At 34.1% G+C, this 22,172-nt stretch carries 26 protein-coding genes, 1 tRNA gene, 1 pseudogene and 2 other annotated features; of the genes and pseudogenes, 9 read left to right on the top strand and 19 right to left on the bottom strand.

Going from position 1 to position 22,172, the window contains the following annotated elements; all coding sequences use genetic code 11:
- Positions 1-7: 7 nt before the first annotated feature.
- Together NSQ62_RS09130 and NSQ62_RS09125 are read right to left on the bottom strand one after the other, a co-directional pair.
- Positions 8-259 (bottom strand): hypothetical protein, encoded by a 252-nt coding sequence (locus NSQ62_RS09130; protein ID WP_341323615.1) that lies wholly within the window; start codon positions 257-259, stop codon positions 8-10.
- Between the two features lie 231 nt (positions 260-490).
- A pseudogene (locus NSQ62_RS09125) lies at positions 491-681 on the bottom strand (IS3 family transposase); the annotation flags it as partial.
- A 245-nt stretch (positions 682-926) separates the two neighbouring features.
- Here NSQ62_RS09125 and NSQ62_RS09120 point away from each other — a divergent pair.
- Together NSQ62_RS09120 and NSQ62_RS09115 are read left to right on the top strand one after the other, a co-directional pair.
- Positions 927-1,319 (top strand): DNA polymerase III subunit alpha, encoded by a 393-nt coding sequence (locus tag NSQ62_RS09120; RefSeq protein WP_341323614.1) that lies wholly within the window; start codon positions 927-929, stop codon positions 1,317-1,319.
- 283 nt (positions 1,320-1,602) lie between these two features.
- Positions 1,603-1,806, top strand: coding sequence for an alpha/beta-type small acid-soluble spore protein (locus tag NSQ62_RS09115; protein ID WP_341323613.1), 204 nt, complete (start codon positions 1,603-1,605; stop codon positions 1,804-1,806).
- 259 nt (positions 1,807-2,065) lie between these two features.
- Here NSQ62_RS09115 and NSQ62_RS09110 read toward each other — a convergent pair whose 3' ends face one another.
- Complete coding sequence (locus NSQ62_RS09110; RefSeq protein ID WP_341323612.1) at positions 2,066-2,425, bottom strand: hypothetical protein; 360 nt, start codon at positions 2,423-2,425, stop codon at positions 2,066-2,068.
- 229 nt (positions 2,426-2,654) lie between these two features.
- On the opposite strand from NSQ62_RS09110, the gene NSQ62_RS09105 reads away from it, so the two are divergent.
- Together NSQ62_RS09105 and NSQ62_RS09100 are read left to right on the top strand one after the other, a co-directional pair.
- Positions 2,655-2,804 (top strand): hypothetical protein, encoded by a 150-nt coding sequence (locus tag NSQ62_RS09105; protein WP_341323611.1) that lies wholly within the window; start codon positions 2,655-2,657, stop codon positions 2,802-2,804.
- A gap of 231 nt (positions 2,805-3,035) precedes the next feature.
- A complete protein-coding gene (locus NSQ62_RS09100; protein WP_341323911.1) occupies positions 3,036-3,599 on the top strand; it encodes a YitT family protein in 564 nt (187 codons plus the stop codon).
- A 512-nt stretch (positions 3,600-4,111) separates the two neighbouring features.
- Here the strand turns inward: NSQ62_RS09100 and NSQ62_RS09095 are convergent.
- The 3 genes from NSQ62_RS09095 to NSQ62_RS09085 form a co-directional block, all read right to left on the bottom strand.
- Positions 4,112-4,393 carry a hypothetical protein gene (locus NSQ62_RS09095; RefSeq protein ID WP_341323610.1) on the bottom strand — a complete coding sequence of 94 codons (282 nt, stop codon included), beginning with the start codon at positions 4,391-4,393 and terminating at the stop codon, positions 4,112-4,114.
- A gap of 97 nt (positions 4,394-4,490) precedes the next feature.
- Positions 4,491-5,282, bottom strand: a complete 792-nt coding sequence (locus NSQ62_RS09090) for a hypothetical protein (protein ID WP_341323609.1) — start codon at positions 5,280-5,282, stop codon at positions 4,491-4,493.
- Positions 5,283-5,420: 138 nt separating this feature from the next.
- Positions 5,421-6,254 carry a hypothetical protein gene (locus tag NSQ62_RS09085; RefSeq protein ID WP_341323608.1) on the bottom strand — a complete coding sequence of 278 codons (834 nt, stop codon included), beginning with the start codon at positions 6,252-6,254 and terminating at the stop codon, positions 5,421-5,423.
- Between the two features lie 241 nt (positions 6,255-6,495).
- On the opposite strand from NSQ62_RS09085, the gene NSQ62_RS09080 reads away from it, so the two are divergent.
- A complete protein-coding gene (locus NSQ62_RS09080; protein ID WP_341323607.1) occupies positions 6,496-7,125 on the top strand; it encodes a LysE family transporter in 630 nt (209 codons plus the stop codon).
- On the opposite strand, the gene NSQ62_RS09075 is transcribed toward NSQ62_RS09080, so the two are convergent.
- The 3 genes from NSQ62_RS09075 to NSQ62_RS09065 form a co-directional block, all read right to left on the bottom strand.
- Positions 7,110-8,462 (bottom strand): amino acid permease, encoded by a 1,353-nt coding sequence (locus NSQ62_RS09075; protein ID WP_341323606.1) that lies wholly within the window; start codon positions 8,460-8,462, stop codon positions 7,110-7,112. The two genes, NSQ62_RS09080 and NSQ62_RS09075, sit on opposite strands and share 16 nt — an antisense overlap.
- Before the next feature lie 346 nt (positions 8,463-8,808).
- Positions 8,809-9,048 carry a cAMP-binding protein gene (locus NSQ62_RS09070; protein WP_341323605.1) on the bottom strand — a complete coding sequence of 80 codons (240 nt, stop codon included), beginning with the start codon at positions 9,046-9,048 and terminating at the stop codon, positions 8,809-8,811.
- A gap of 192 nt (positions 9,049-9,240) precedes the next feature.
- Positions 9,241-9,777 (bottom strand): HAD family hydrolase, encoded by a 537-nt coding sequence (locus tag NSQ62_RS09065; protein ID WP_341323604.1) that lies wholly within the window; start codon positions 9,775-9,777, stop codon positions 9,241-9,243.
- Between the two features lie 162 nt (positions 9,778-9,939).
- Positions 9,940-10,148 (top strand) — a binding site (T-box leader).
- A 42-nt stretch (positions 10,149-10,190) separates the two neighbouring features.
- Here NSQ62_RS09065 and NSQ62_RS09060 point away from each other — a divergent pair.
- The 3 genes from NSQ62_RS09060 to NSQ62_RS09050 all read left to right on the top strand — a co-directional run bounded on the left by NSQ62_RS09060 (position 10,191) and on the right by NSQ62_RS09050 (position 12,105).
- Positions 10,191-10,892, top strand: a complete 702-nt coding sequence (locus NSQ62_RS09060) for an L-histidine N(alpha)-methyltransferase (RefSeq protein WP_341323603.1) — start codon at positions 10,191-10,193, stop codon at positions 10,890-10,892.
- A gap of 243 nt (positions 10,893-11,135) precedes the next feature.
- Positions 11,136-11,696: a GNAT family protein gene (locus tag NSQ62_RS09055; RefSeq protein WP_341323602.1), complete on the top strand. Its 561-nt coding sequence runs from the start codon at positions 11,136-11,138 to the stop codon at positions 11,694-11,696.
- Positions 11,697-11,715: 19 nt separating this feature from the next.
- Positions 11,716-12,105: a hypothetical protein gene (locus NSQ62_RS09050; RefSeq protein ID WP_341323601.1), complete on the top strand. Its 390-nt coding sequence runs from the start codon at positions 11,716-11,718 to the stop codon at positions 12,103-12,105.
- 446 nt (positions 12,106-12,551) lie between these two features.
- On the opposite strand, the gene NSQ62_RS09045 is transcribed toward NSQ62_RS09050, so the two are convergent.
- The 9 genes from NSQ62_RS09045 to NSQ62_RS09005 all read right to left on the bottom strand — a co-directional run bounded on the left by NSQ62_RS09045 (position 12,552) and on the right by NSQ62_RS09005 (position 18,796).
- Entirely contained in the window at positions 12,552-12,770 is a 219-nt protein-coding gene (locus NSQ62_RS09045; RefSeq protein WP_341323600.1) for a hypothetical protein, read from the bottom strand.
- A 283-nt stretch (positions 12,771-13,053) separates the two neighbouring features.
- On the bottom strand, positions 13,054-13,833 hold the full coding sequence (locus NSQ62_RS09040) for an aminoglycoside phosphotransferase family protein (RefSeq protein WP_341323599.1): 780 nt from the start codon (positions 13,831-13,833) through the stop codon (positions 13,054-13,056).
- 66 nt (positions 13,834-13,899) lie between these two features.
- Positions 13,900-14,442 carry a DJ-1/PfpI family protein gene (locus NSQ62_RS09035; protein ID WP_341323598.1) on the bottom strand — a complete coding sequence of 181 codons (543 nt, stop codon included), beginning with the start codon at positions 14,440-14,442 and terminating at the stop codon, positions 13,900-13,902.
- A gap of 44 nt (positions 14,443-14,486) precedes the next feature.
- The gene (locus NSQ62_RS09030; protein ID WP_341323597.1) at positions 14,487-15,263 is read right to left on the bottom strand and encodes an SDR family oxidoreductase; all 777 of its coding nucleotides are present in this window, start codon (positions 15,261-15,263) and stop codon (positions 14,487-14,489) included.
- A gap of 238 nt (positions 15,264-15,501) precedes the next feature.
- On the bottom strand, positions 15,502-16,059 hold the full coding sequence (locus tag NSQ62_RS09025) for a cysteine hydrolase family protein (RefSeq protein ID WP_341323596.1): 558 nt from the start codon (positions 16,057-16,059) through the stop codon (positions 15,502-15,504).
- Between the two features lie 33 nt (positions 16,060-16,092).
- The gene (locus NSQ62_RS09020; protein WP_341323595.1) at positions 16,093-16,674 is read right to left on the bottom strand and encodes a GNAT family N-acetyltransferase; all 582 of its coding nucleotides are present in this window, start codon (positions 16,672-16,674) and stop codon (positions 16,093-16,095) included.
- Positions 16,675-16,831: 157 nt separating this feature from the next.
- A complete protein-coding gene (locus NSQ62_RS09015) occupies positions 16,832-17,329 on the bottom strand; it encodes a GNAT family N-acetyltransferase (protein ID WP_341323594.1) in 498 nt (165 codons plus the stop codon).
- Between the two features lie 38 nt (positions 17,330-17,367).
- Positions 17,368-17,578, bottom strand: a binding site (T-box leader).
- Positions 17,579-17,960: 382 nt separating this feature from the next.
- A tRNA-Asn gene (locus NSQ62_RS09010) sits at positions 17,961-18,032 on the bottom strand.
- 287 nt (positions 18,033-18,319) lie between these two features.
- A complete protein-coding gene (locus NSQ62_RS09005; RefSeq protein WP_341323593.1) occupies positions 18,320-18,796 on the bottom strand; it encodes a CarD family transcriptional regulator in 477 nt (158 codons plus the stop codon).
- Between the two features lie 334 nt (positions 18,797-19,130).
- Between NSQ62_RS09005 and NSQ62_RS09000 the strand changes: the two genes are divergently transcribed.
- Positions 19,131-20,000, top strand: a complete 870-nt coding sequence (locus tag NSQ62_RS09000) for an HIRAN domain-containing protein (RefSeq protein ID WP_341323592.1) — start codon at positions 19,131-19,133, stop codon at positions 19,998-20,000.
- Between the two features lie 136 nt (positions 20,001-20,136).
- Here the strand turns inward: NSQ62_RS09000 and NSQ62_RS08995 are convergent, their stop codons facing one another.
- Positions 20,137-22,068, bottom strand: a complete 1,932-nt coding sequence (locus NSQ62_RS08995) for a sigma-70 family RNA polymerase sigma factor (protein WP_341323591.1) — start codon at positions 22,066-22,068, stop codon at positions 20,137-20,139.
- Positions 22,069-22,172: the final 104 nt, after the last annotated feature.

Here is a 22,172-nt window from a genome sequence, read left to right as displayed (position 1 = left end):
ATTACTGCTAGTTGTTGTTGTTGTTGTTGTTGTTGTTGTTGTTGTTGTTGTTATTTTGGTTGTTATTGTTGCGATTGCGATTGTTGTTTCGCTCATTATTATTGCTTTTATTCAAATTTTGCTCATTTAAATTGTCAAAATTGAAGTCTTCCCCAAACTCAATTGCATTATTATTTTGGTTGTTGTTGTTGTTGCGATTGCGATTGCGATTGTTGTTTAGCTCATTATTATTATTATTATTGTTGTTGTTATTTCCCATAACTGTCCACCTCCTTCGCCAAATTAGAATGCCCAAAATGGTTAAGGAGAATACTCGGTATTTATAAGTTACTCTCTTAATATTTGGAAGCAATTTTTAAAGCAAACAGAAGAGATAAAAAAATTACGCGGAGAAGTTGAAGTGATCCCTAAAAGTTAGACACGGTTATTTCGTTTATGCAGCTAGGGTGAAATGAGTTCGGTACTGCACAGGACTCATTTTTAATTTTGCCTATATAGTTTTTAGCTCCAATTTAAAATGTTCGACACGTTCAAATTTTTTTAGGTTGAGGAATTCTTATTTCATAATATCGAGGAAATTCTTCATCACCGTTGTCGTAACAATTACCCTTACTAACATACTTTTTATAACCTTGATTCAAGGGCATGGCGATATTGTTTCATTTGATAATGCCAACCTTGTATCCCCTCATGGTCCTTCGTGATTGTTAGTTGTAACCCGTTTGCGATTGCATTTTTAACGAAGTGAGTAATTCTGCTATACCATGCATAACGATGTTCAATTTTTGCCTTTCACGCTCCGATAATAACGCTTGGACTGTATGCTTTTATGTTCTCATATTTAAAAGAATTTATAAAAAAACACTAATAAAAATTTTTTAGGTTAATATACTCAAATAAATAAATGTAAAAAGGATGAATATTAAATGAGTGTTTTAATACTAGATAACAAAAGAATTCTTCTAAAAGATATTAAAAGATATGAGTTACGTTCTGATAAGCTGTATCATAGGAATGATAAAGAAGAGCAAAGATTTCTTTTCATATGGCCCATTAACAAGGGTGAACTTTGGAGTGAATATAGTTTTGAATATTTAAATTTGAAGATGAATAATGGCAAGTATAAATTTTTTTCTGATAAAAAATTATATGATTTAATGGAGGAAATGGAAATTTACTTAGAAGGAATTCTTGAAGAAGATGAGCATCTAAAAAAAGCTGTTAAAAGTTATGAAAGAATCAGAGATAATTTCATATTTGTTAATGAAGATATTTTAGATATAACGCATAGAATAGATAATGCTTTTGGAACTATATAAGCATCTAAAATCGTGTATATTCTTATCGCTGTAACTTTTCATTTTTCAGAAGGAACCTTAATTAGAGTAAAATATTTCATTAAAAAAACGCTCAGAAATAATCTGAGCGTTTTTGTAGCTGGTAAGCTATTATGTCAGGAATTCTTCTTGAATTTGTATACAGGTAATAATGAACCACTTTTTTTAGTTTATTTATTTTCTGTTGTTACGAATAATTTAAAGCTTTACTCTCATAATAATTCCACAGGCGACAAACCTGATAACTTGATTGGAGGAATGCACAATGAGTAATTCAAACAATAATTCAAATCCATTAAACGTACCCGGCGCTCGCCAAGCAGTAGACAAGATGAAATATGAAATTGCGCAGGAATTCGGAGTAAACCTTGATGGAGAAGTAGCATCAAGAGCTAATGGTTCTGTTGGCGGAGAAATCACAAAACGATTAGTTGCAATGGCTCAACAACAATTAAAAACGTCAAAGTAACAATTAAGACCATTAATGAATTTAGACAACATTAAAAATAAATAATTAAACGGAAGTGGAGATCGTTTTCACTTCCGTTTTCTTTATTAAAAGGTCCATATAAAAAGGAGAAATCCGCACAAACAAATTATCTCTGGAATAGTAGCGATGCATATGCTCAAAAAGGCCAACTTACTCAAAGCGAGAAGTCTGTCAAAAAGCAGTCTTATTTAAGGTATCCACTAATCACCATAACGAACTCCATCAACTAAAAAATAATTTAAAATCTTTCTTTTATTTTCTTAATGTCCCAACTTTTTAATTGAGTTTGCATATTTCTTATTGAAGTTTTAATTTCATTACCATTCACTATTACTTCAACGACAATTGTTTCAATAAGTGCAACTAACCATACAAATAGAAGAATTAATGTAATTGCAATATCTGCACCACTTTCAATTGTATTTCTGGTCTCAAAGAAAACTATTTTTCCTAAGAAAAAAATTAACCCTACCCCAAGTGAAATAGGTCCATTATATAAAATATAGTTATAGGAAATTTTTCTACCTAAAATGTACATGAGACTCGCAGTAAGAAGAATCAGAATAAGACAAGATAAAACAACGGAAAAATAATTCATTTATTTCTCCTTTCTCTGTATTTTATTCCTATTTTTTCCGATACGTTGAGAGAATATTCAATTATTCCATACTATATGCAATAAATAGCCCGCCAAAAACCAACTTTTCGAGGGTATAATTAATATCTTCTGAAAATCACTGAGATTACTGGGCTGTTAATCCGCCATCAATTACAAATTCAGAACCTGTTGAGTAGCTTGATTCATCTGAAATTGTGGTGCACCTGGTATGGTATTACGAAAAAATCGTATCAACAATGCTCCAGAAGCTTTAGCAGCCTTAATCGATATTTACAAAGATATCAAATTATTAGATCGTATCGGTGATCCAATGGATGTCGCAAACTTAGCTTTATCCTTAGCATTAAAACGCCTATAAACGTTGGTATATCAGCGTTTATAGGTTTTTCTTTTGGGATGACTTCCTACTTTACACCTCAATTTTAAGATTTGTCTGCAAGAAAAATACAGGTAATACAGGTTCTGTTTAAAAATTGTATCTGACCTTTCTTCTTTAGATTGAATAACGAACATATATTTATTATTGAGATTTCACAATACCTTTGTTATTTATACGTATTTTTAAAAAGTAATATTAAGAGGTGGTCCCCTGTACTTTCTAAAAAAAGGCTTTGCGCTCATTTTCGGTAGCATTCTTCTATCTTTAGGCGTAAATTTGTTTTTAGTACCACATGAGATATTAGATGGAGGTACAGTTGGTATCGGATTAATATTAAATTACATATGGGATTTAAATACAGGATTAATCATTATCTTATTAAGTATTCCTATCTTTATATTTGCATGGTTTCATAACAGAAATTATTTTTATAATAATTTACACGGGATGTTGATTTCTTCTTTTTTAATTGATTTTCTAAGGCCTGTTGGTGGTCTATTAGAAGTTGAAGCATTATATAGTTCGATTCTAGGTGGCATCTTAGTAGGAAGTGGGATTGGATTGATGTTGAAATTTCAGACAAGTACAGGCGGCACAGATTTTATTGCCCAATTTTTATGTGATAAAACAGGCATAAATGTAGGAATCTATATTTTAATCATTGATGCTTTTGTGATTATATGTGGGGGTCTATTACTAACTTCCGAGACTTTTTTACTCTCTATTCTTACAATACTTTTTGTTGGTATAACTACAAGTTATATTACAAGATAGGATCTGGTAGCTAGTATAGAAGTTAGAAGATACGCATGTACAGCTTCGCTCAGGTGCCTTTACGGTGGAAACACTCGTAACGAAACGGGCAAAGCTGCTTGAATTAAAATTCGAGTCCTCGTTGAACAACGTTATTAGATATCGAACCTTCACTACAGCCGATGATCACAACTTGGTTTGAAGCGCGCACAAAAGATGTTGCGATTGATCCATATTCACAGGACGGTTCTTTAAAGCAAGATGCAATTGTGCTATTACTTCGAGCGTTGAAGTTGAAAGCGGATAAATAACGTGCAAGCAGCATATTAAATTATGCTGCTTTATTTTGTTAAGAAACATGCTGTTATTCAAGATTATGACGTTTAATGAAAACGAGCGCTGATTCTTTTTCAGAATCGCACCCGATTGTTAAAAATCATTATTCAACTAAAGTTGTTATTTTTTTAAGTGCAACAGTAAATTATTCTAAACATTTCCAAATAGTACGCTATAAGCTTTTCTTAATACGGCCTTCACTTGAAATATGCTCTATATGCTGTGATAAAAGCTTCTGGTGAAGATTTTACGATATACGGAAATACACCTTGTATCGTGTGTAAATAGAGAATACCACCTTCATTTGCAATTACCCGATAAGAAAAATCCGTTACATCCTTAATCGGAAACTCTCTATACTGCGTAATGACTTTATCCTTATATAAATAAATGATTCGGTTAAGCTCAATTTGATACTGTTCAAGACCTGTCACTTTTCTTTCAATTTTTATATAAGGATGTTGTGCTATCAAGCTCATATAACCCTCCTGAAACAAAGAATTCTTCTTATTAATATTATCACAAACAGATTATTTATTTGCACATCCCTAGATTTTTCTAACATCATCTTAAAAATTACAATTCATTTAATTCTACAACTTCCCCTTTATTCGCCTTTACTGCATATTGACAATCTAACTTTCCACACAATACATAGTAACCTTGCTTAAAATCATATTTATAAAAAGGTTTTAATTCAATGAAGTCTTTTAATTTTTCAAATGCTTCCTCTTTTGTAACCTTTATTTCCTCTGTTTCTTCTAATTCCATATACATTTCTAAAAACGGCTTATTATCCATGTAATTTAATATTTGATAAGTCTTTGAGTCAATGAATAGTTTCATTTTTCTTTTAAATACACGTTCTCTCTGTTCATTTGCTTTTAATGTTGCATGGATGTATCCCTTGTCTCGATATAGAGTCTTTAATACCCACTTTCCAGAATCATTCGTGTATTCTTGACTTAAAAAATCTTTAATGTTGCGAACACACATTTCAATTTCTTCCTCTGTGATTGGCCGTAAATCTGGATGTGGTTCACACTGAAATGCTTGATCAGGTGTGACATTTTCAATGAGTGCTATTATTTTACTTTGGAAAATTTCTTGAATAGGATCATCCCATTCTATCACTTTGTCCATTTGCAGAGAAAACTTATCATCTACAAAGAATTCATAGGGTAAGGTAGAAAGACCGTTATTTTTAATATAAATCTCCTCAATTGCAAATGCAGGAATGAGCTTTTTTTGTTCAATGACCGGAAACTCAACTAACTTCAATTGTTCCTTAGCAAGTTTTTCTACTTGTTCAAGGGAAAGTGAATATTTCTCTTGTTTTACTATGACAATTCGCCAAAATTCTGTCATCTGTACGAGATTATTTTAGCATATTTTAGCTTTAGCTTTTTGGTCTGGGATTAAATTCTTATGGACTCTTCTTGTTTAGGAACAATCCATACAAAGAAAAACCACTCAAAATGAATAGTGAGTGGTCTAAACTATGAATTAAAATGGCTCTGGTATTGTAATGGGCTCACCCCATTGTGTGAACGTATTACTGGTTGTTTCAGTAATGCCTGCAATATTACCAGTAGAAACGTAATATGCACCTAAATATTCATCAGTAATCCATAGCTCAACATCCGAAAGTGTCATACCCTCTAAGTTGACAGGGCCTTCTGGGACAAGCTGCCAAGCCGTTTTTACAAATGCCTTATTATCAGGTACTTCTCCGAAATCTATCACTTTCCATTGCGATACAGCTGCTAAATATTGCGTAATCATGTACGGATGTGAAAAAACTCTTGTCAATTTGATTGTATTTGTTGCAAGTATGACATCCATATCTTCAGATGTATCATCCTCTTCAATCCATTGCCCTTCCTGTTTCAACCAGCCTGTATTTTCATGAATAATAATACTCATGTCTTCATTTTCCACATACATCGAATATTGTGGGTCAAATTTAAAGTCGACATTTGTGGATGCGGTAGAAGTTTGTGCAAAATGTGATCCGGTTTTCGCTGCCAGCATTGTTGCCATCATACAATGGGCGAGCTCATTGCCGTTTATAAGAGCATCCTTTTCAAATTTAATCGTGATACACTGTTGTGGTGTTTCAAAAGAGGTTGATGTTTCATCATTCGTAGGCTTTGTCGATTCGGTGTTTTCTGTAAATGTTTCAGTAGTGTTTGGCTCGCTATTTTCTTCAGGTGCTGTTGTGTCATTTTCTGAGTTACACGCTACTAAAAATAATAAAGTTATCATAAGAACAAGAGTGAGTTGAGGCTTGCATTGTACAAGAAGTTTTTCATACAAATTATTGCGAAGCGGTTTCAATCCATTTAGCTCCTTTTTCAACTTGTTTATTACGTCTTAATATTATAAATTATTTGAAATTAATAAAACATAAGGAAATAGTCAATAAATTGTGGAGAGAATAAATACTATAGTAGGAAAGAGCGGAGGTACAATAGGTGTAGAAAAAACGGACGGTCTTTAGTAGAAATTTTTTTTATAGTTGTACGAGTCATCCTCTTTGAATAAGATGCATAGACATCATTTTAGGGAGGGCTATTTTTTGAATTCAATAGCTGCTTACATTTTTTTAGGTGTATCTTTGGCTGCGCCAATTGGTCCTGTCAACGCAGCGCAGCTAGATACTGGGATTAAAAACGGTTTTTTTCATGCTTTTCTTTTTGGTATTGGCGCTTTAACAGCAGATATTATTTATATGACTATGGTTTATTTCGGGATTGGCCAAATTATCGAATATCCTCTTGTAAAAACAATTCTTTGGTCCTTTGGTTGTTTTGTTCTTACATATTCCGGGATAGAGAATTTACTTTCTCTACATAAAATTGAGATCGCTTTAAAATCCGGCAAAAAAACAATTCGTCTAAGACATTCCTTACTATCAGGCTTTCTCGTGTCACTATTGAACCCACTTACGATTCTTTTTTGGCTAGGTATTTATGGGTCCGTTCTTGCCGAGACAAACAAAGTAAGTACGGATAACCAAATAATTATTAATAGCTTGGCCGTCATCCTAGGAATTTTATTGTGGGATACAATCATGGCTACTCTATCCGGTGGCGCCCGTAGGATATTATCAACTAAATTTTTAAAAATTATTTCTGTCATCTCATCCATTGCGATGATTGGGTTCGGTATTTATTTTGGAATTCAGGCTTATCACGCGTTATTTTGAGGTTCTTCCTTCTCCCATTTTTTTCGCATAAAAAAGACTATACTCCCGATTACTCGCAGGAATACTAGACTGATAAAAAAGCCTGGACGACTTGTTTGGTGGAAGAGTGTTCCACTAACTGCTGAAACGACTAGTATCATGCCAATAATTCTTTTTACTTTATCTGAAGTGGTCGGTTCAATTAGCCTGTGATACATGACTAAAATAAAAAGCCAATTATAAAGAAGCATTAAGGCCGCAGCGGTCGTTATATATTCGTACACTTTATCAGGCAATAACAAAGAAGTAACAATCGAAAGGACAAGTCCCGTTGTTGTTAACATAATTGCAGGTAGTGGCATTTTGAATTTCTTTTTCTTTTGTTGACTAAAAATTTTCGGAGCGTCCCCGTCTTCAGATATTGTTACAAGGATTGTGGTAACCGAAAAAAGGGATGCAGACATCGTTGAAAACCCTGCAATAATAATGGCTGCAGTAAACACATGCGGGAAAAATTCGATATTATGGATACCTGATAAAGCCTCAACAAACGGGCTTTTGTTTTCTTTGAACTTATCGTATGGCTTCAGTAATAGCGCCAACGAAAGTGCGGTAACATAAATGATGCCAAGCAGGCCTAACATAACTTTACCCGATTTAGGCGCATCCTCTTTCTTTTTAAGATGGATGGCCATGATGCCCATTACTTCAATGCCAGCATGAGCATAAAAAGCGAATATAAGAGCGCTCCAAAATCCGATGAAACCATTCGGGAAAAATCCCTTTACAGTCCCGGGCATGTTAGCATTTGAATTCCCGCCAATTACCCCCGTCAGCGCTAAAATCGCAATTACAATAAACATCAAAATTGCAGCAATTTTCATGACCGCAAATACGCTTTCTAATTTTCCAAATGCTTTTGCCCCGATAAACAGAACAATGAGACCGAGAACTGCATAAATGGATGCGAATATCCACAACTTAACGTTAGGAAACCAAAACCTAGTTAATAGCGAAATGGCAGTAAGCTGACTGCCAATAATTAATATCTCTGAACACCAGTAAACCCAACCACTGCTAAAACCAGCCCAACGCCCATACGCTTTTTTCGCATACGTCCGAAAAGACCCTTTCTGTGGATCTTTGACAGACATTTTAGCTAATGCTTCATACACGATATACGTTGCCGTTGCCGCCATTATAAAGGCTAGGATTATAGATGGACCTGTCATTTTAATCGCAATACTGGATGCCAGGAAAAACCCTGTACCAATGATACAACCTACCCCGATCAGGGATAATTGCCACCATGGAAGGCTAGCTGTTTCGTCCTTAACACCCGACGCTTTTTTTCCCATTTCTACACCTCCACATGAAAATAGCCTTCCACAAAAAAGTGGATTTATGTGCTAATGTGATGATGAAAAAACTTATTGATTTTATTTCATTTCTTTTAGAGTGCTCTACATTTTTGCATTCCTTAAAATTTAAGACAGACAGACAAAGGTTAATATAGACCACCTTTATACTCATATGTCCGCATTACGGGACCCTCATTTAAAGTGCCTGTAAACGTTGGAATATCTACGTTTACAGGTTTTCCCTTTGGAATGAGTTCCACAAGCTCTCAATTTAAGGTATTGTAAAGCTTTACTTATTCTAAAGGAAGAATTGCCCTTAAATCACAATTGATCCACTTAATAATTACCTCGGCCCATTTCGATCTAAAATGGCAGATGTATTATCTTCATGTAAGTTGTTCAAAGTTGTTGTAGTACTATCCCTTGCGTATACATCATCTTTCCCTAAAGGAATATCGGTAGTTTGAACTTCCGACGCCTGTGCTAATAATGCTTCGCTATCGTTTTTTGACATGCCAAATGCTTCACTTATTAGTTCGACTCCTGTTTTTCCATGATTCGCCTTCGAAACTTTCTTCCCCATATTCACACCTCCTCTTTATAGAATGTGTGATGGTGCATTATTTATGTAAAAAATCTAGGAGGTTTGCCAATTATCTGATTTTAAGCTCTAATTTTCGTAACAAAATCGACAAGGTGGAGGTCGCTGATTCGAGACCAGCTGGGACACTTATTACACCTCAATTAAAACCCACAATAGATAATATACTGTGGGTTATTTCTTATCATTTTTAATATCACGAATAATCCATTGTGCTGCCTCTTTTAGATTTGGACACACTGCATCTGCTAATGGATCACTCTCGCCAATATAAACGGTTCTTGTACCTGCTTTTTTACCTGCCTGAATATCCGTATCCGTATCTCCAACCATATATGATTTTTCAAGATCAATTTTGTATTTTTCGCCTAAATCTAAAATCATTTTGCTATTTGGTTTTCTACATGCACATCTAGCCTTTGGTTTATGCGGACAATAGGCAACCTCATGAATTGTTGCTCCCTTTTTCTCCAGTTCAACGATCATATAGTCATGAATTTTATGTAACTGCTTTTCCTTCATATAACCTAATCCAATTCCACCTTGATTTGTTACGACAAACACATAATCAAAATACTCATTTAAACTTTTAATTGCTTCTTCTACACCAGGTAAAAAATATAATTGATTCGGTTCGTTTACAAATTTAACTCGATCCGTTAGCACTTCATTTATTACGCCATCTCGATCTAAAAAAACTGCCCTTTTCAATCCAATCACACCTTTAATTTTTAATATTACTTTTATTATGTTAAAAATTATTGGCTTTATCCTTTTTACGGGTAACTTCAACACCAGTTTGGGAACTACTAAAAATCTTACTGGATATTAAATCGACAAAATTTTCGGAATAAATTAATATATAGAACAATATATAAATCAATGATTGGAAGTAGTAGGAAGCATTTGTTGTCCAGAGAGCTGTTGGTTGGTGCAAAACAGTCAATAAATTTCTGAACTCGTCCATGAGTATTTATGCTGAACTAAAGTAAGTATAAACGGCAGCTACCGTTATAGCTTAAGTGGATTAATACTGAATTAATCAATTAGAGTGGTACCGCGAATGTAACTTCGTCTCTTTTATGAGGCGAAGTTTTTTTTATTTTACTAAGGGGGCGAAAGAAATGGAAACAACACAATGGCAAAGACAAGATGTAACGAAGCACTATTTAGAACAAGTGAGAGGAGGAATTCCATTTGGAGCAGAACAAATTAATGTAATGCTTCAAGTAATCAAGCATTTCACTCCGAATGTTCACACGGTAATTGATTTAGGATGTGGGAACGGATTTTTAGGGAAGGTACTTTTAGATACATATAAAAATGCAAATGCCCTATTTATCGACCATTCTGAACCAATGGTTGAACAAGCAAAAGAATATTTAGCTGCTTATCAAAATCAATGTACTGTAATCCACGCTGATTTTAGCGAATCATTAAGTAATTTTGTTGCGCCAAATTCAGTGGATTGTATCGTTTCAGGCTTTGCAATTCACCATTTACCTCATGAAAAAAAGAAGAAACTTTATGCTGAAATTTATACTTTATTAAAAGATGGTGGCATTTTTATAAATATTGAGCATACTGCTTCAGCTACAGAAAAATTAGAAAGCTTATATGATGAACAATTCGTTCAGCACTTAGCGAATTATAATCATCAATCAGTTGAAGAAGTAGCTGCCGAATACAATAGCCGTCCAGACAAACAGGATAATATATTACAACGTGTCGATATTCAAGTAAATTGGTTAAGAGAGATTGGCTATCAACATGCAGATTGTTATTTTAAATGGTTTGAGCTTGCTGTGTTTAGTGGCGTAAAATAATTTACAATCTTCAAAATAACGTTCCAATGTAAGTTAGGGAACCAAAGCATAGACTTTCTAAATAACTAGATTGAAAAAATTGTTAATTTTATATACACTTTAACTATCATAAGTAATGGGAGTTGAACTCATGATGGCATGTATTGCATTAGACGTTTTCACAGGAACAAAAGCAATAATTCCGCAAGGGTTCAGTAGAATAACCCTTACTGCTGTCCCCTGCTAATTAATTGGAGGGAAAAAATGATGCAGCATTATATTGAAAATTTTTTAACAGGTAAGAGAATCGTTTTATGTAAAATTACAAAAGATGATTATGAAAATTTCTATGCAATTGAAGATGTTGTGGAAAGTCGATTATTAATGAATGATGATATTCCATTTCCGCCAACTATAAGTGACCATGAAAAGTTTCTAAGTGAAGTAAACCCTGAAAAGGATGAATATATATTCGGAATTGAGCTGAAAGATAAAAAAATCTTTATTGGAACAATATCTATTTACTCAGTGAATTGGAAAAACAGTACTTGTCATGTCGGTGTTTCTATTGGAACCGAATACCAAGGAAAAGGCTTTGGAACAGATTCTATGAAAATATTGATTGACTTTATATTTAATTATATGAATTTAAATAAAGTGAAGCTTCAGGTATTTAGTTTCAATAAAAGAGCAGTTGCCTCTTATGAAAAATGTGGGTTTTCTTTGGATGGGACTTTAAAAGAGGAACTATTTAGGTTTGGAAAAAATGGGAAATACATTGATCTTGCTCCAGATGGTAGAATTGTATCTTTCGGAACAACTTGATTAAAAGGGAGGTTATTTATTGAGTTGGAAAGACATTAAAATTGATCATATTGATTATATTGAGAAATGTGTAGCTGAGTTTGAAATTACTGCTTTAGATTTCTTTGAAACCGTATACGAAGGAGATACTATTCATTACGGTTCCTTTAAAGTAAAAATTTATGAGAGTCAAAATACTCAACCTAATATTGGTGAGAATGAAAAATTTACAGGATTTACGAATCTTAGACTAAAAGATTCATTAGGATTTGGTGGTTATGAAGGTGGAATAGGATTTGGCATTACTATAGAACAAGCTTTGGAAGATACCGTACGTAATTTTATAGGTAATATAAAAGATTATAAAGTTAAGAAAAAAAAAGGTCTCTGTAAAGAAGATTTTGTTCTAATAGCTTATGATGAATTTTAAATGAGCCCCCCATTAGTAATGTTGTATATAAGTTTGTAAGACCACATCTCTAGCGTGTGGTCTTTTTTATTTTAGAAAGAAGAAGTAGACATATTAAAATAATCTTCATTAGTGGCAGTTGGATAAAACGTATCAAACGTGCCCAAACCCATGTTTGGTAGCATTAAGTACTTAACGTTGTAAATCCGCATTTTCCTGACGCGACCACAATAAATTCGAAATAACGTTTCCAAAAAAAAGTTTGTAAATACTTCTATAAGGCACGAATGTTGTCAAAACAACGTTTGTGCCTTTTCGCGAGGACTTGTATAACAGATTTCTTATCACACTACTCCATCTTTAACGTAAAAAAACGCACTCCTTATTAAAGAATTGCGCCGGATTGTTGTATTAAGTTACATTACCAAACCACTGAACGCATTATTCTACGCTAAAAATCCAAGCAGTTATGCGTTTTGTTTCTTTTTAATGAATGTGTAAATATTTAAGATAACTCCTATGACAAACATAATAATTGCGTTGAGTGCCAGGACTATTACTATAAAACCTCCTGCAAAAGCGAGCCCTTGCCATTCGTCAGCAGCTTCATTTCCAGGATTTTTATTACCATAATGAATTCCTAATGATACAAAACTATAGGCTATTACCGGAACTAAAAGAGCCATAACGATTGCAGAAACCCATAAAGGGATTTTCTTTTTTTGTATAAATACAATGCTAAACCATCACCAATTATAATAGTCAATAATATAACCAACCAAACAATTTCATCACCATTCATTTTAATTACACTCCTTTAATTAGAGGTTATATTAATATGGTTCAGGTCACTAACAAGCTTTTTTCCTAAGCATCTTTAGAAGTAATCTTTTCATTCTCCCTATTCTACTCACTTGCCTCGTTAGTTCAAAAAAGTAGCTGGTGTATCCCGTTAAGATTATATAGATATTAGAGCAAGTCATTAGAGCTTTTTCCATCACAAAACTGATTGACAATGTTCATTAGTCGTTTATTTTTTTCACAAGACAACCTTTCGTCTAACATTGCTCCTGCACTGACTGGCATCCATTGGAGTATTTCACTTTTGGATATGTTTATATTAGTACAATATAATTTTAAATATAACTCAGCTAAATCAATGGAATGCTGAGATAACAATAAATATGAACGACATACGTCTGCACGAATGTCCCCTGCACTTGCATCTACCCAATCAATAATACTAACTATATCTTCGTTCATAATTAGATTAAATGGATGCAGATCACCATGGCATAGTCTAGGTTCATACTTTAAAGAATTTAACCTACTAAATAACGCCTTTTTTTGTCTTAGATTTAGAGATGGAGCCGATTCAATCTTACGGTGAACTTTTATATCCATAGGTTCAATTTCATCTGATTCTACCTTGACTTCATGAATTTTTTTTTGAATATTAACAAGGATATTAAGATATCGCTCAGCCTCATTTAGATTTTTTAATAGATGATGTCCCAAGGTTTCACCGTTAATGTATTCCATTATTATTGCCTGTATTCCGTTTATCTTTCTAACCTCTAAGACTTTAGGAACATTAAGTCCACAGGAAAATGCATACTCTTGTTTCTTAGCTTCATAAAACGATTCAGTAGATGGTGGATTTCCTTTAAATATCTTTACTATTTTATTATTCCATAAATATAGATTGGCTGTATTCCCGGTAGCAATTAGTTTTCCTTTAAAATTCATACCTTTCCTCCAATCAATCATTTATTAAATTAAGATAACTTTGTAAGTGAGCTGATCAAACCTAATTTATTTATGATACCAGCCTTCTTCAAATTGAAGATTCAATGCTTTTCCAAATAGAATACCAAATTGAATAAACGCAGATCCCCACGCAGTTATAATGTTCCCATCTTGCACAACTAATTCACCTAAATAATTTGCATCTTCGAATAATCCCGATTTTCTTCTTGCCTCTTCTAGTAAACCAACTGTAAAGTTTTTATTCTTTAATAATCCCGCTTTTGCAAGTAAAGCAGGTGAACTTGAAATACTAGCAATTATGAAATTATCCTGATTTGAAATTTTTTTAATGAAGTCTGTATATGTAGTATTTGTAAGAATATCGAAAATATCCATACATCCAGTTAATAAAAGACTATCAAATTCTTCATAATTTATTTGATTAATTGTTAAATCTGCAATTACTGTTAAACCAGACTCTCCTCTAACCGGTTCACTATCTATCGAAATAATACTTATAGGCTTGGCACCTTGCATTAAAATAGATAAAGCTGTCGTTAATTCATATTCACTAAAATTAGGATATATGAGAACCGCTGTTTTTTTCATATAAAACTCCTCCTTTTAAAGTTGGCGACCACTAATACGTTAAATCACCAGAAGCCCCCATCTGAATGGATAATTTGTCCCGTAATCCATTCAGATTCTTCACTTGCTAAAAAGACGATTAACTTTGCAGCATCTCTAGGTTCACCGATTCGACCCATTGGGAATTTCGGTAATAAGGATTCCTTCAACTCACTGTTCATCCAACCACTGTCAGTTGGTCCAGGATCTACGGCATTAACCGTGATTTTAAGTGGCGCTAATTCAAGAGCGACTGATTTAGTAAAAGTAGAAACAGCACCTTTTGTTGCAACATAAGCCAAATTGCCAGGCTCAGGTGATTTGTCTTGGCCTGACACCATGTTAATAATTCGACCACCATGTTTTCCTTCAATTTGACGAGCAAACTCAACAGTTAAAAGACAGGTTCCTCTAATATTAACACCATAATGAGAATCAAGGATATTTGCATTTATAGAACGAAAATCTACGTCAACGGAATATGTTGCATTATTTACAAGGATTGATGGAGAGCCCAGTCTCTCATTAACTTCATCAAGTAGTTTCCTCGGTGCATCTGATTGCGAAAGATCCAATTCCATTGATTCGCATCGTACTCCAAAGCTGCGGATCTCTTCCATAAGATGTTGCGACCAAACGGAATCATCATCATTAAAATATTTCATCTGACGATCATAATTTGACCAATGGGTGAAAAAAATGTCTGCGCCTTCTTTGGCTAATTCTCGACATATTGCAGTACCTATGCCCATTACTCGACTTGCGCCAGTAACAATCGCAATCTTATTCATTAATCGTTTCATAAAATTACCTCCTCACGGACACGCTAAACAAAGTGCTATTGGAAATGTATGCTCACCAAACAAAAAAACCAATACCTAAAATAGGTATTCGCTCGTTGTGTTTATAGCACATGAACCCAGCGATCCTATAATGGTTTAAATAAAAATGAAAAATCTTTACAATCTGGCCCAATTAATTACGAACGTATTTCTTTCTGTAGAAATGCGCGCTTTAACAAAATTCTTTATTTCAAGATTATTACCTATAGGAATCGTGAGTTGGATAAAACAAGTCTTCACTAGAATTTCTGACAACTGAAAAATGATCAACATTATAGTGGCCGTGAAGTGTAGTATTATGATGTTTTATGATTTGTTCTGCACTTAAAACATCATTGCCCACTGTTGAATGCCCGTCACCTACTAATGTTACATCAAATCCGCTTATAGTTGCTGTTCTAACCGCGCTATCTATACAGTGCTGTGTTTCACAGCCCATAATCACAATGTGTTTAATTTGTTGTGACTTTAAATACTCTAGAAGCCCTGTTCCATAAAAGGCGTTTGTTGCAGATTTATCAAAAATCTTTGCTCCAGTGGGAACATTGATTTCATTGTGTATTTGAAATCCATCGCCTTTTCCTTTAGCAACATCAAGATCCCTTACAAACACAACAGGAACATTTGCTTCTCTTGCCATTTCAATCACTTTATTAACATTGCTAACAAGCTGCTGTTTATAAAAAATCGGACTCACTTCTTGATTCCCATCAATTAGTTCTTGCTGTACATCAATGATTAATAGCATTTGTTTCAAATTATTTTCCCCTTTCAGTTGGGAGTTACTGAATTATAAGACTTCTTTAACATAACAAACACAAAGGTGTTTCCTTTTAAGACTTTCAAACTCTTCTATGTCGTTCCCTGTATAATGTGCAAACACTGTAACAGGATAAAAGCTTGTACGCTTTGAAAGTGAAAGGGACTTTATTTCATTTCCTTCTAAATATAAATGATAGTAAGAAGTTGTTTGTTCAAAATTCATTTTCTCATACCACGTTTGCACCCACACATCATCCCTTGTCCAAGCTTCTAAATACGTTAAATTATAGTTTTTGGCTTCCTCAATTGCTGCTTCTAGTAGCTTTTCTCCAATTCCCTTGCGTTGATAGTCTGGATGAACCGCAATATGCCAAATCATTCCACCTAAACTGTCTTTTGAAGTACAAACTGACTTTGGCTCTGTTTCATATTCAATATCAATTAACCCTACAACTTGGTTATCCATGATAGCTACTAATTCAATTGAAGGGTTTTCATATACTTCTTTTTCCTTTAGAACATTGTCATAATAGGCGGTATTTAAAAATGACAAAACCCGGCAGCGGAGCCAACCTTGTTCATCATTTTGAGTATAATTTCGAATTAACATTTTTTTCTCCTTAATTTTAATTTCAAATGTTGCAAAAATACCAATACCTCTTTTGGGCTGGAAATAACCTAATATCGCGAACTTAAAGCTATAAATCGTAAAATATCGTCTTCTCCTTTTAACTAAAATAATCGAGTTAGTATAATCCATTAATCTATTAAAGTAATTTAGACATGTATAATTCGTTTACATAAGAATCATTTATTTGTAGTGAATCTTTTTTGATACCTTCTATTTCAAAGCCCATTTTTTTGTATAGATGAATGGCTTGTACATTATTCTCGATTACTGTTAATTCCAATCGATGAATTTGCTCTTGTTTTGCCCAATTTATAATGTATTCAAAAAGTATTGTTCCCACACCTATTCCTCTACTATTCGAGTGGACCCCGATTGCAATGGAAGCACGATGAGATGTACGCGACAAATTTTCGCCTTTTATCATAAGGTAACCTAAAATTTCTTCCTCTTCTACAGCAATAAAAATCCCAGATTTCGGCGCATTATTAATTGAATTTATAAATTTGCAAATTGAATCCTCCTCCATGCGTCTTTCACCAGGTGCAAATAACATGAAACCCGAATTTTCTGCATTTGTCATAACTGAAATAATTTTTAATGCATCTTCTTTCCCAATAGCTTTTCTTACCAACATAAAATCCCTCCTAAAAAAATAAAAAAACTTCGTCTCAACAAAGAGACGAAGTTCAATTCGCGGTACCACTCTAATTAGTCAATGTAAAAAATTAACTCACTTAAGCTATAACGGTAGCTGCCGTTTATCCCTACTTAATTTCAGAATAAATACTCCTGGACGAGTTCAGGAAATTATTGACTGTTTCTCACCAACCAACAGCTCTCTCTACAATAAGTGTTCCTTACTACTTCCAATCAACGTTAATTCTTTAATTATCCATATATTACATATAATGAACGTTTTTGTAAAGATGCTTTTAAGTATTTGCTTGATGCTTGTGATCTGCTAATAAATCTGGAAAATACATCGCCCTCTCTCAATATCAAATGTTAAGGAACTATATTGTCCATTTTAATTAAATAATTGATATTCAGTATCCCTTAATACATATCCTTTGCTATAAGATTTCCCAGCAATTTCAAATGACGCTGTGCTATTTCCAGCGTACTCTAATGGTGATATTATTACTGGTTCCTAGCCACATTATTTCACTAAAGCTAATTTATTGATAGTAATGAAAAAGAACGCTTATCTTTTTCAAGAATAGCGTTCCCTTCTTTGAGATTTGGAAATTCAATTCGATTTTAAACTCCGAAGGTAGGACTCGAACCTACGACCAATCGGTTAACAGCCGATTGCTCTACCACTGAGCTACTTCGGAAAGATTATATGGCCTTTATTTCGTACTCGATTATAATAGCCAATCAAAAATCAATTTATACTATTGCTTTTTTGTTTACTTCTATGGTTGACGGTTAGGGAGTGATTTTTAAAAGAGTAAAGCCCTACACAGCCTTAGCTTGTGCACCCGGTATATTAAAATCTTGCGTCATTATTGAATGCTTGAGAATAAATAATGATTCCCACTTCACAATATGGCCCTTTAATAGAAAAAGGCACACTCCTTATTAAAGAAATGCGCCAGTTTGTGGAAGTCTCAAATTAACCTTAACAGAAACTTTTTATTTGATTTTCAGTAATCCCTTTAATTAATCCTAGTTCACTAATCAAAAATTCATATGCGTGAGCTAACATTTCTTTTTCGCTTGTATTTAATGCTTTTTCTTTCTTCATACGCATTAAATCACGTACAACTTCAGCACATTCTTGTATTTTACCCGTTTTTACTTTGTCCGTGTTCACTTTATGTCTTTGTCTCCACGGTAGTAATTTATCTGATACTCCATGCTGAAAAATGTGTATGATGCGTTTTAATTCAATTATGTCAGTAACAGGGCGTATACTTGAACTCAATATTTTATCAGTAGGAATCGTGATTTGCATATTACCGATTGACATTTTTATGATATAGCACTGATGTTTTTCCCCTGATATTTCCTTTTCTTCTACACCTTTAATTATACCTGCTCCGTACATTGGATAAATAATGTTTTCGCCAATTTGAAACAAATAATCCACCTCCATATATGTAACCTTCTTAACCTTAACATGGATATTGTTTTTTATCAAATTTTTAATAATATCATAAGTTCATTTTAAATGTCAACTTATTTTCCTTTTAAATTTAGAAAAAGCAAAAACAGTAGGAATCGTGTCGGATTACCAATACCTTCAACGAATTCAACTGACATGAGTCAATCATGAAGATGAATTCAGTTGGAGGTTTTTTGTTAGCCGTACAAGTACGACACCGCAAATAAATTGACACTCCCCCCTTTCCCAACCCTTTTAATCTATTTTTTACCATGTACAATCACAAATGTTATCCGTTAGTATTAAACAACAGGAGATGATAACATTGAATCAATTATTAAACTTTATTTTAAAAGTTACTGCTATTAGCGCAGTCATATTTTGGGTCCTTATGCTACTAGGTTTTTTAATGGATAGTGAGAGCATTGGATTAGTAACCGGTATAATCATTTTAATAATTTTAGGTATACCAACCTTTCTTTTATACAAAAAAGCATTTCAAAAGAAGGCAAATCATACACAGCATCGAACTTATGAGCGTCCTACATACTCCGCTTCAAAGAACATCGATATACAAAAAAGGAACGAAACTTTTGATGATTTACGAGTAGAAGCTGAAGTAGCAACACCAGTAGAAATACACAAAAAGCAGGAATACAAACCTACACAAACCAGCAAACAAGAAAAAGCGATCCCAACACCAACAGTCGACTCAAGACGTTTTACATTTAATGTTGCTGGCGTAACGCAGCACAATGATAAAAATAGAGATATTCAAAAACTACTGCGACGTTTCGGGAAATTGTATTGTGAAGAAAACTTAATAGAACTTTACGGTGGATTTACGAATAAAGATATATTAGAATATGTTTTTGAAGTATCAGAATTTGTAGATTTAGAGTTTAAGGACAATGAAATTTCATTTGTTCCTGAGCCAACAAACGAATACGATCCAAACGCAATAAAAGTATTTATTGATTATGGCAATGAAGAAATACATCATATCGGATACGTTCCTAAAAAACATACAGCGGAATTAAAAAATCTATTAGATTCTAAAAACGTGCTGGCTATAACTGCTTGTTATGTAGGTGGGAAGATTAAAGAAATCGACTATGATTTAGAAAAAGATAAAGATATAGTAGTCACTAATGAATTAACGTCGGGTGTAAAAGTAGAAATTAAATACAAATAAAAAACAAGCCTTCCACAGTTTATATTACTTGTGGAAGGCTTTAATTTTTCTCACTTTCGAAGATCTTTAACTATTTACTAGGACCATTAACAAACTGAGCATTGAATTTCCCCAATAAAGCCGCACTGCTTTTTGGTTATATTACACTATAAATAACCTCTCCGCTTCCCGCATTAACCCCTTTAATAAAAGCACCGTCCGTCATCTGAATACGGTAAATAACACGCATCTCGACCTCATCCTGCTTTGTTTTCCCGTACACCTTGTCCCACTCCAGTTGCACTTTTAAGTCTTTTAGTGGCAGCAATTCTTTAATAGGCTTAATCGCTTTTGACTCAAACTTTTCGATATCTTCAACCGCTATATTCGGTGCTAAAAACATCAAAATATCGCCCGTTTTTTTACTAATATTCATATGGAAAAATTCATTTTCAACGAAAAATCCATTCTTCTGCACTACAAATCGGAAAAAGGCGCGGTTTTCCTCTATGTCCTCTTCATCTTTTATCTCTACATGTAAATATGGTGTATACTCCGGATAGTACGTTTGAATAAACTGTGCGGCAATTTGTAAACATTCCTCTTCAGAAAGCTTCGCCTCACCTTCAATTTCAGCAAACCAAATGAAACTATCCAAGCGCTTCGTACGTTTGTCCACTTTTGCCTTTACCCGATTTTCAAATTTATTTTTCATTAAATGCTCGTAGGATTTCCCCTCAGAATCTTGCCAGCCTTTAGAGCGCCAGTTGAGCTCTTCATACGCCTCATCCATACTTTCTTCTTCATATTGCTCCCACTGCTCATTGATGCCAAAAATTTCTTCTATTGTGTCTTTTTTCGGCAGTGCTTCTACCTTTGGAAACGGCACATAGCTTGGCTTTCGCTCATCATCATACTCAAATAACGGTTTACCGCTCACCGCATCATACGCCTGCTTTAATAGCGCTGAGTCATAGATTGCATAAATACCTGACGCTGAAACAGAATCGTATTTTTGATTAAAGCTTGTAGCACTTAGCGTCCACTCCTCCTCGTACAACGCTTTTAAAATACGTTCTGTCGGATAAAGCTCCGTTGGCATTTGAGGCGGATTTTCCATATAGCCTGTATAGGTAAAATTTACCACCTCGCCTGGATCGGTCACCTCCATTAGACAATAAAATCTGTTTAATGGAAGACCGCCCACTACTTGGCCAAACTTAAAGCTTGTACTCGCTTCTTTTTTATTTTGTTCTATAAGTGTATAGTATGAAAGTGCTTCCGGGTATTGTTCACGTAGCAGCTGCTCGGCAATTTCAAGCTTAAGTTGTTCTGAAAGCTGTGGCCCTTGTATCGTTGGATTTTTCGCAAAATCATCCAGTCGTCCTTTGTCATCTAATCGAACAAAAACGCCTTCATCCTTGCTTTGCCCTTTCCACATGAACGAAGCGATTCCGTGCTCCTGATAGTCTTCAAGCTCTAACTCATAGTTTGTAGGTACCTTTGCAAAGTTTTTTGCTAACTCAAATAATTGCGCTTTTAACATGCGTTTCACGTCCTTTTTTTGTAATGGCTGTTGCATTTTTTTCTCTAGCTTTAGGCGTAGCGCTTTTCTCCCGCGGTGCAGATGCATTTTAATCGTGTTATTAGGCTTTCCGAGCATTTCCGCGATTTCAAATACTTTAAAATCATAAAAGTAATGCAAGACAATCGCCGTTTGGTAGTCTTTTTTTAAGCTTGCAACGGCTTGATGTAAAGTGCTATAATCATCACTATTTTCCTGATCGAGTAGCTGAAGCTGTTGCATGATTTCTGACTCTAACAGCTTTGTGCGCTCCTTCTTTTTTAACGCAAAAAGACTTTCTCGCATCAATATTTTGTAGAGCCACGTCGCAAAATAATTCGGCTCCTTCAGCTGAGGTAGCGCCGCGAATGCTTTGATGAACGTTTCTTGCACAATATCTTCCGCATCCTGCTTATTTTTCATATATGTATATGCTTTAGCGAGTAATCTCGGTTTATGCAGCGTTGTTAAATGCGCGATTGCAATCTCATCTCCGGCAAGTGCTTGTTGTATGTAGTGCTCCATTGCATTCCCTCCTACTAACTTAGAGTTCGGTTTAAGTGAAAAGGTTTCATTTCGTGGAATTTTTTTAAAGCTTATCATGAAAACATAGATTGTTTATTTAAGAT

Source organism: Solibacillus sp. FSL H8-0523, assembly GCF_038051985.1.
In the GTDB taxonomy this organism is placed as follows: Bacteria; Bacillota; Bacilli; order Bacillales_A; family Planococcaceae; genus Solibacillus.
The sequence above is the reverse complement of the archived record's forward strand: the minus strand, read 5'-3'. Positions and strand labels throughout refer to the sequence as shown.

What these genes read in the sequence shown, in the direction of transcription:
- NSQ62_RS09035 (WP_341323598.1), bottom strand. Translation starts at nt 14,442, where the DNA reads ATGAAAAAAACAGCGGTTCTCATATATCCTAATTTTAGTGAATATGAA.
- NSQ62_RS09105 (WP_341323611.1), top strand. Translation starts at nt 2,655, where the DNA reads ATGGTATTACGAAAAAATCGTATCAACAATGCTCCAGAAGCTTTAGCA.
- NSQ62_RS09020 (WP_341323595.1), bottom strand. Translation starts at nt 16,674, where the DNA reads ATGTTAATTCGAAATTATACTCAAAATGATGAACAAGGTTGGCTCCGC.
- NSQ62_RS09030 (WP_341323597.1), bottom strand. Translation starts at nt 15,263, where the DNA reads ATGAAACGATTAATGAATAAGATTGCGATTGTTACTGGCGCAAGTCGA.
- NSQ62_RS09110 (WP_341323612.1), bottom strand. Translation starts at nt 2,425, where the DNA reads ATGAATTATTTTTCCGTTGTTTTATCTTGTCTTATTCTGATTCTTCTT.
- NSQ62_RS09055 (WP_341323602.1), top strand. Translation starts at nt 11,136, where the DNA reads ATGATGCAGCATTATATTGAAAATTTTTTAACAGGTAAGAGAATCGTT.
- NSQ62_RS09015 (WP_341323594.1), bottom strand. Translation starts at nt 17,329, where the DNA reads ATGTTGGTAAGAAAAGCTATTGGGAAAGAAGATGCATTAAAAATTATT.
- NSQ62_RS09060 (WP_341323603.1), top strand. Translation starts at nt 10,191, where the DNA reads ATGGAAACAACACAATGGCAAAGACAAGATGTAACGAAGCACTATTTA.
- NSQ62_RS09090 (WP_341323609.1), bottom strand. Translation starts at nt 5,282, where the DNA reads ATGACAGAATTTTGGCGAATTGTCATAGTAAAACAAGAGAAATATTCA.
- NSQ62_RS09045 (WP_341323600.1), bottom strand. Translation starts at nt 12,770, where the DNA reads ATGGCTCTTTTAGTTCCGGTAATAGCCTATAGTTTTGTATCATTAGGA.
- NSQ62_RS09005 (WP_341323593.1), bottom strand. Translation starts at nt 18,796, where the DNA reads ATGGAGGTGGATTATTTGTTTCAAATTGGCGAAAACATTATTTATCCA.
- NSQ62_RS09115 (WP_341323613.1), top strand. Translation starts at nt 1,603, where the DNA reads ATGAGTAATTCAAACAATAATTCAAATCCATTAAACGTACCCGGCGCT.
- NSQ62_RS09075 (WP_341323606.1), bottom strand. Translation starts at nt 8,462, where the DNA reads ATGGGAAAAAAAGCGTCGGGTGTTAAGGACGAAACAGCTAGCCTTCCA.
- NSQ62_RS09070 (WP_341323605.1), bottom strand. Translation starts at nt 9,048, where the DNA reads ATGGGGAAGAAAGTTTCGAAGGCGAATCATGGAAAAACAGGAGTCGAA.
- NSQ62_RS09095 (WP_341323610.1), bottom strand. Translation starts at nt 4,393, where the DNA reads ATGAGCTTGATAGCACAACATCCTTATATAAAAATTGAAAGAAAAGTG.
- NSQ62_RS09040 (WP_341323599.1), bottom strand. Translation starts at nt 13,833, where the DNA reads ATGAATTTTAAAGGAAAACTAATTGCTACCGGGAATACAGCCAATCTA.
- NSQ62_RS09130 (WP_341323615.1), bottom strand. Translation starts at nt 259, where the DNA reads ATGGGAAATAACAACAACAATAATAATAATAATAATGAGCTAAACAAC.
- NSQ62_RS09120 (WP_341323614.1), top strand. Translation starts at nt 927, where the DNA reads ATGAGTGTTTTAATACTAGATAACAAAAGAATTCTTCTAAAAGATATT.
- NSQ62_RS08995 (WP_341323591.1), bottom strand. Translation starts at nt 22,068, where the DNA reads ATGGAGCACTACATACAACAAGCACTTGCCGGAGATGAGATTGCAATC.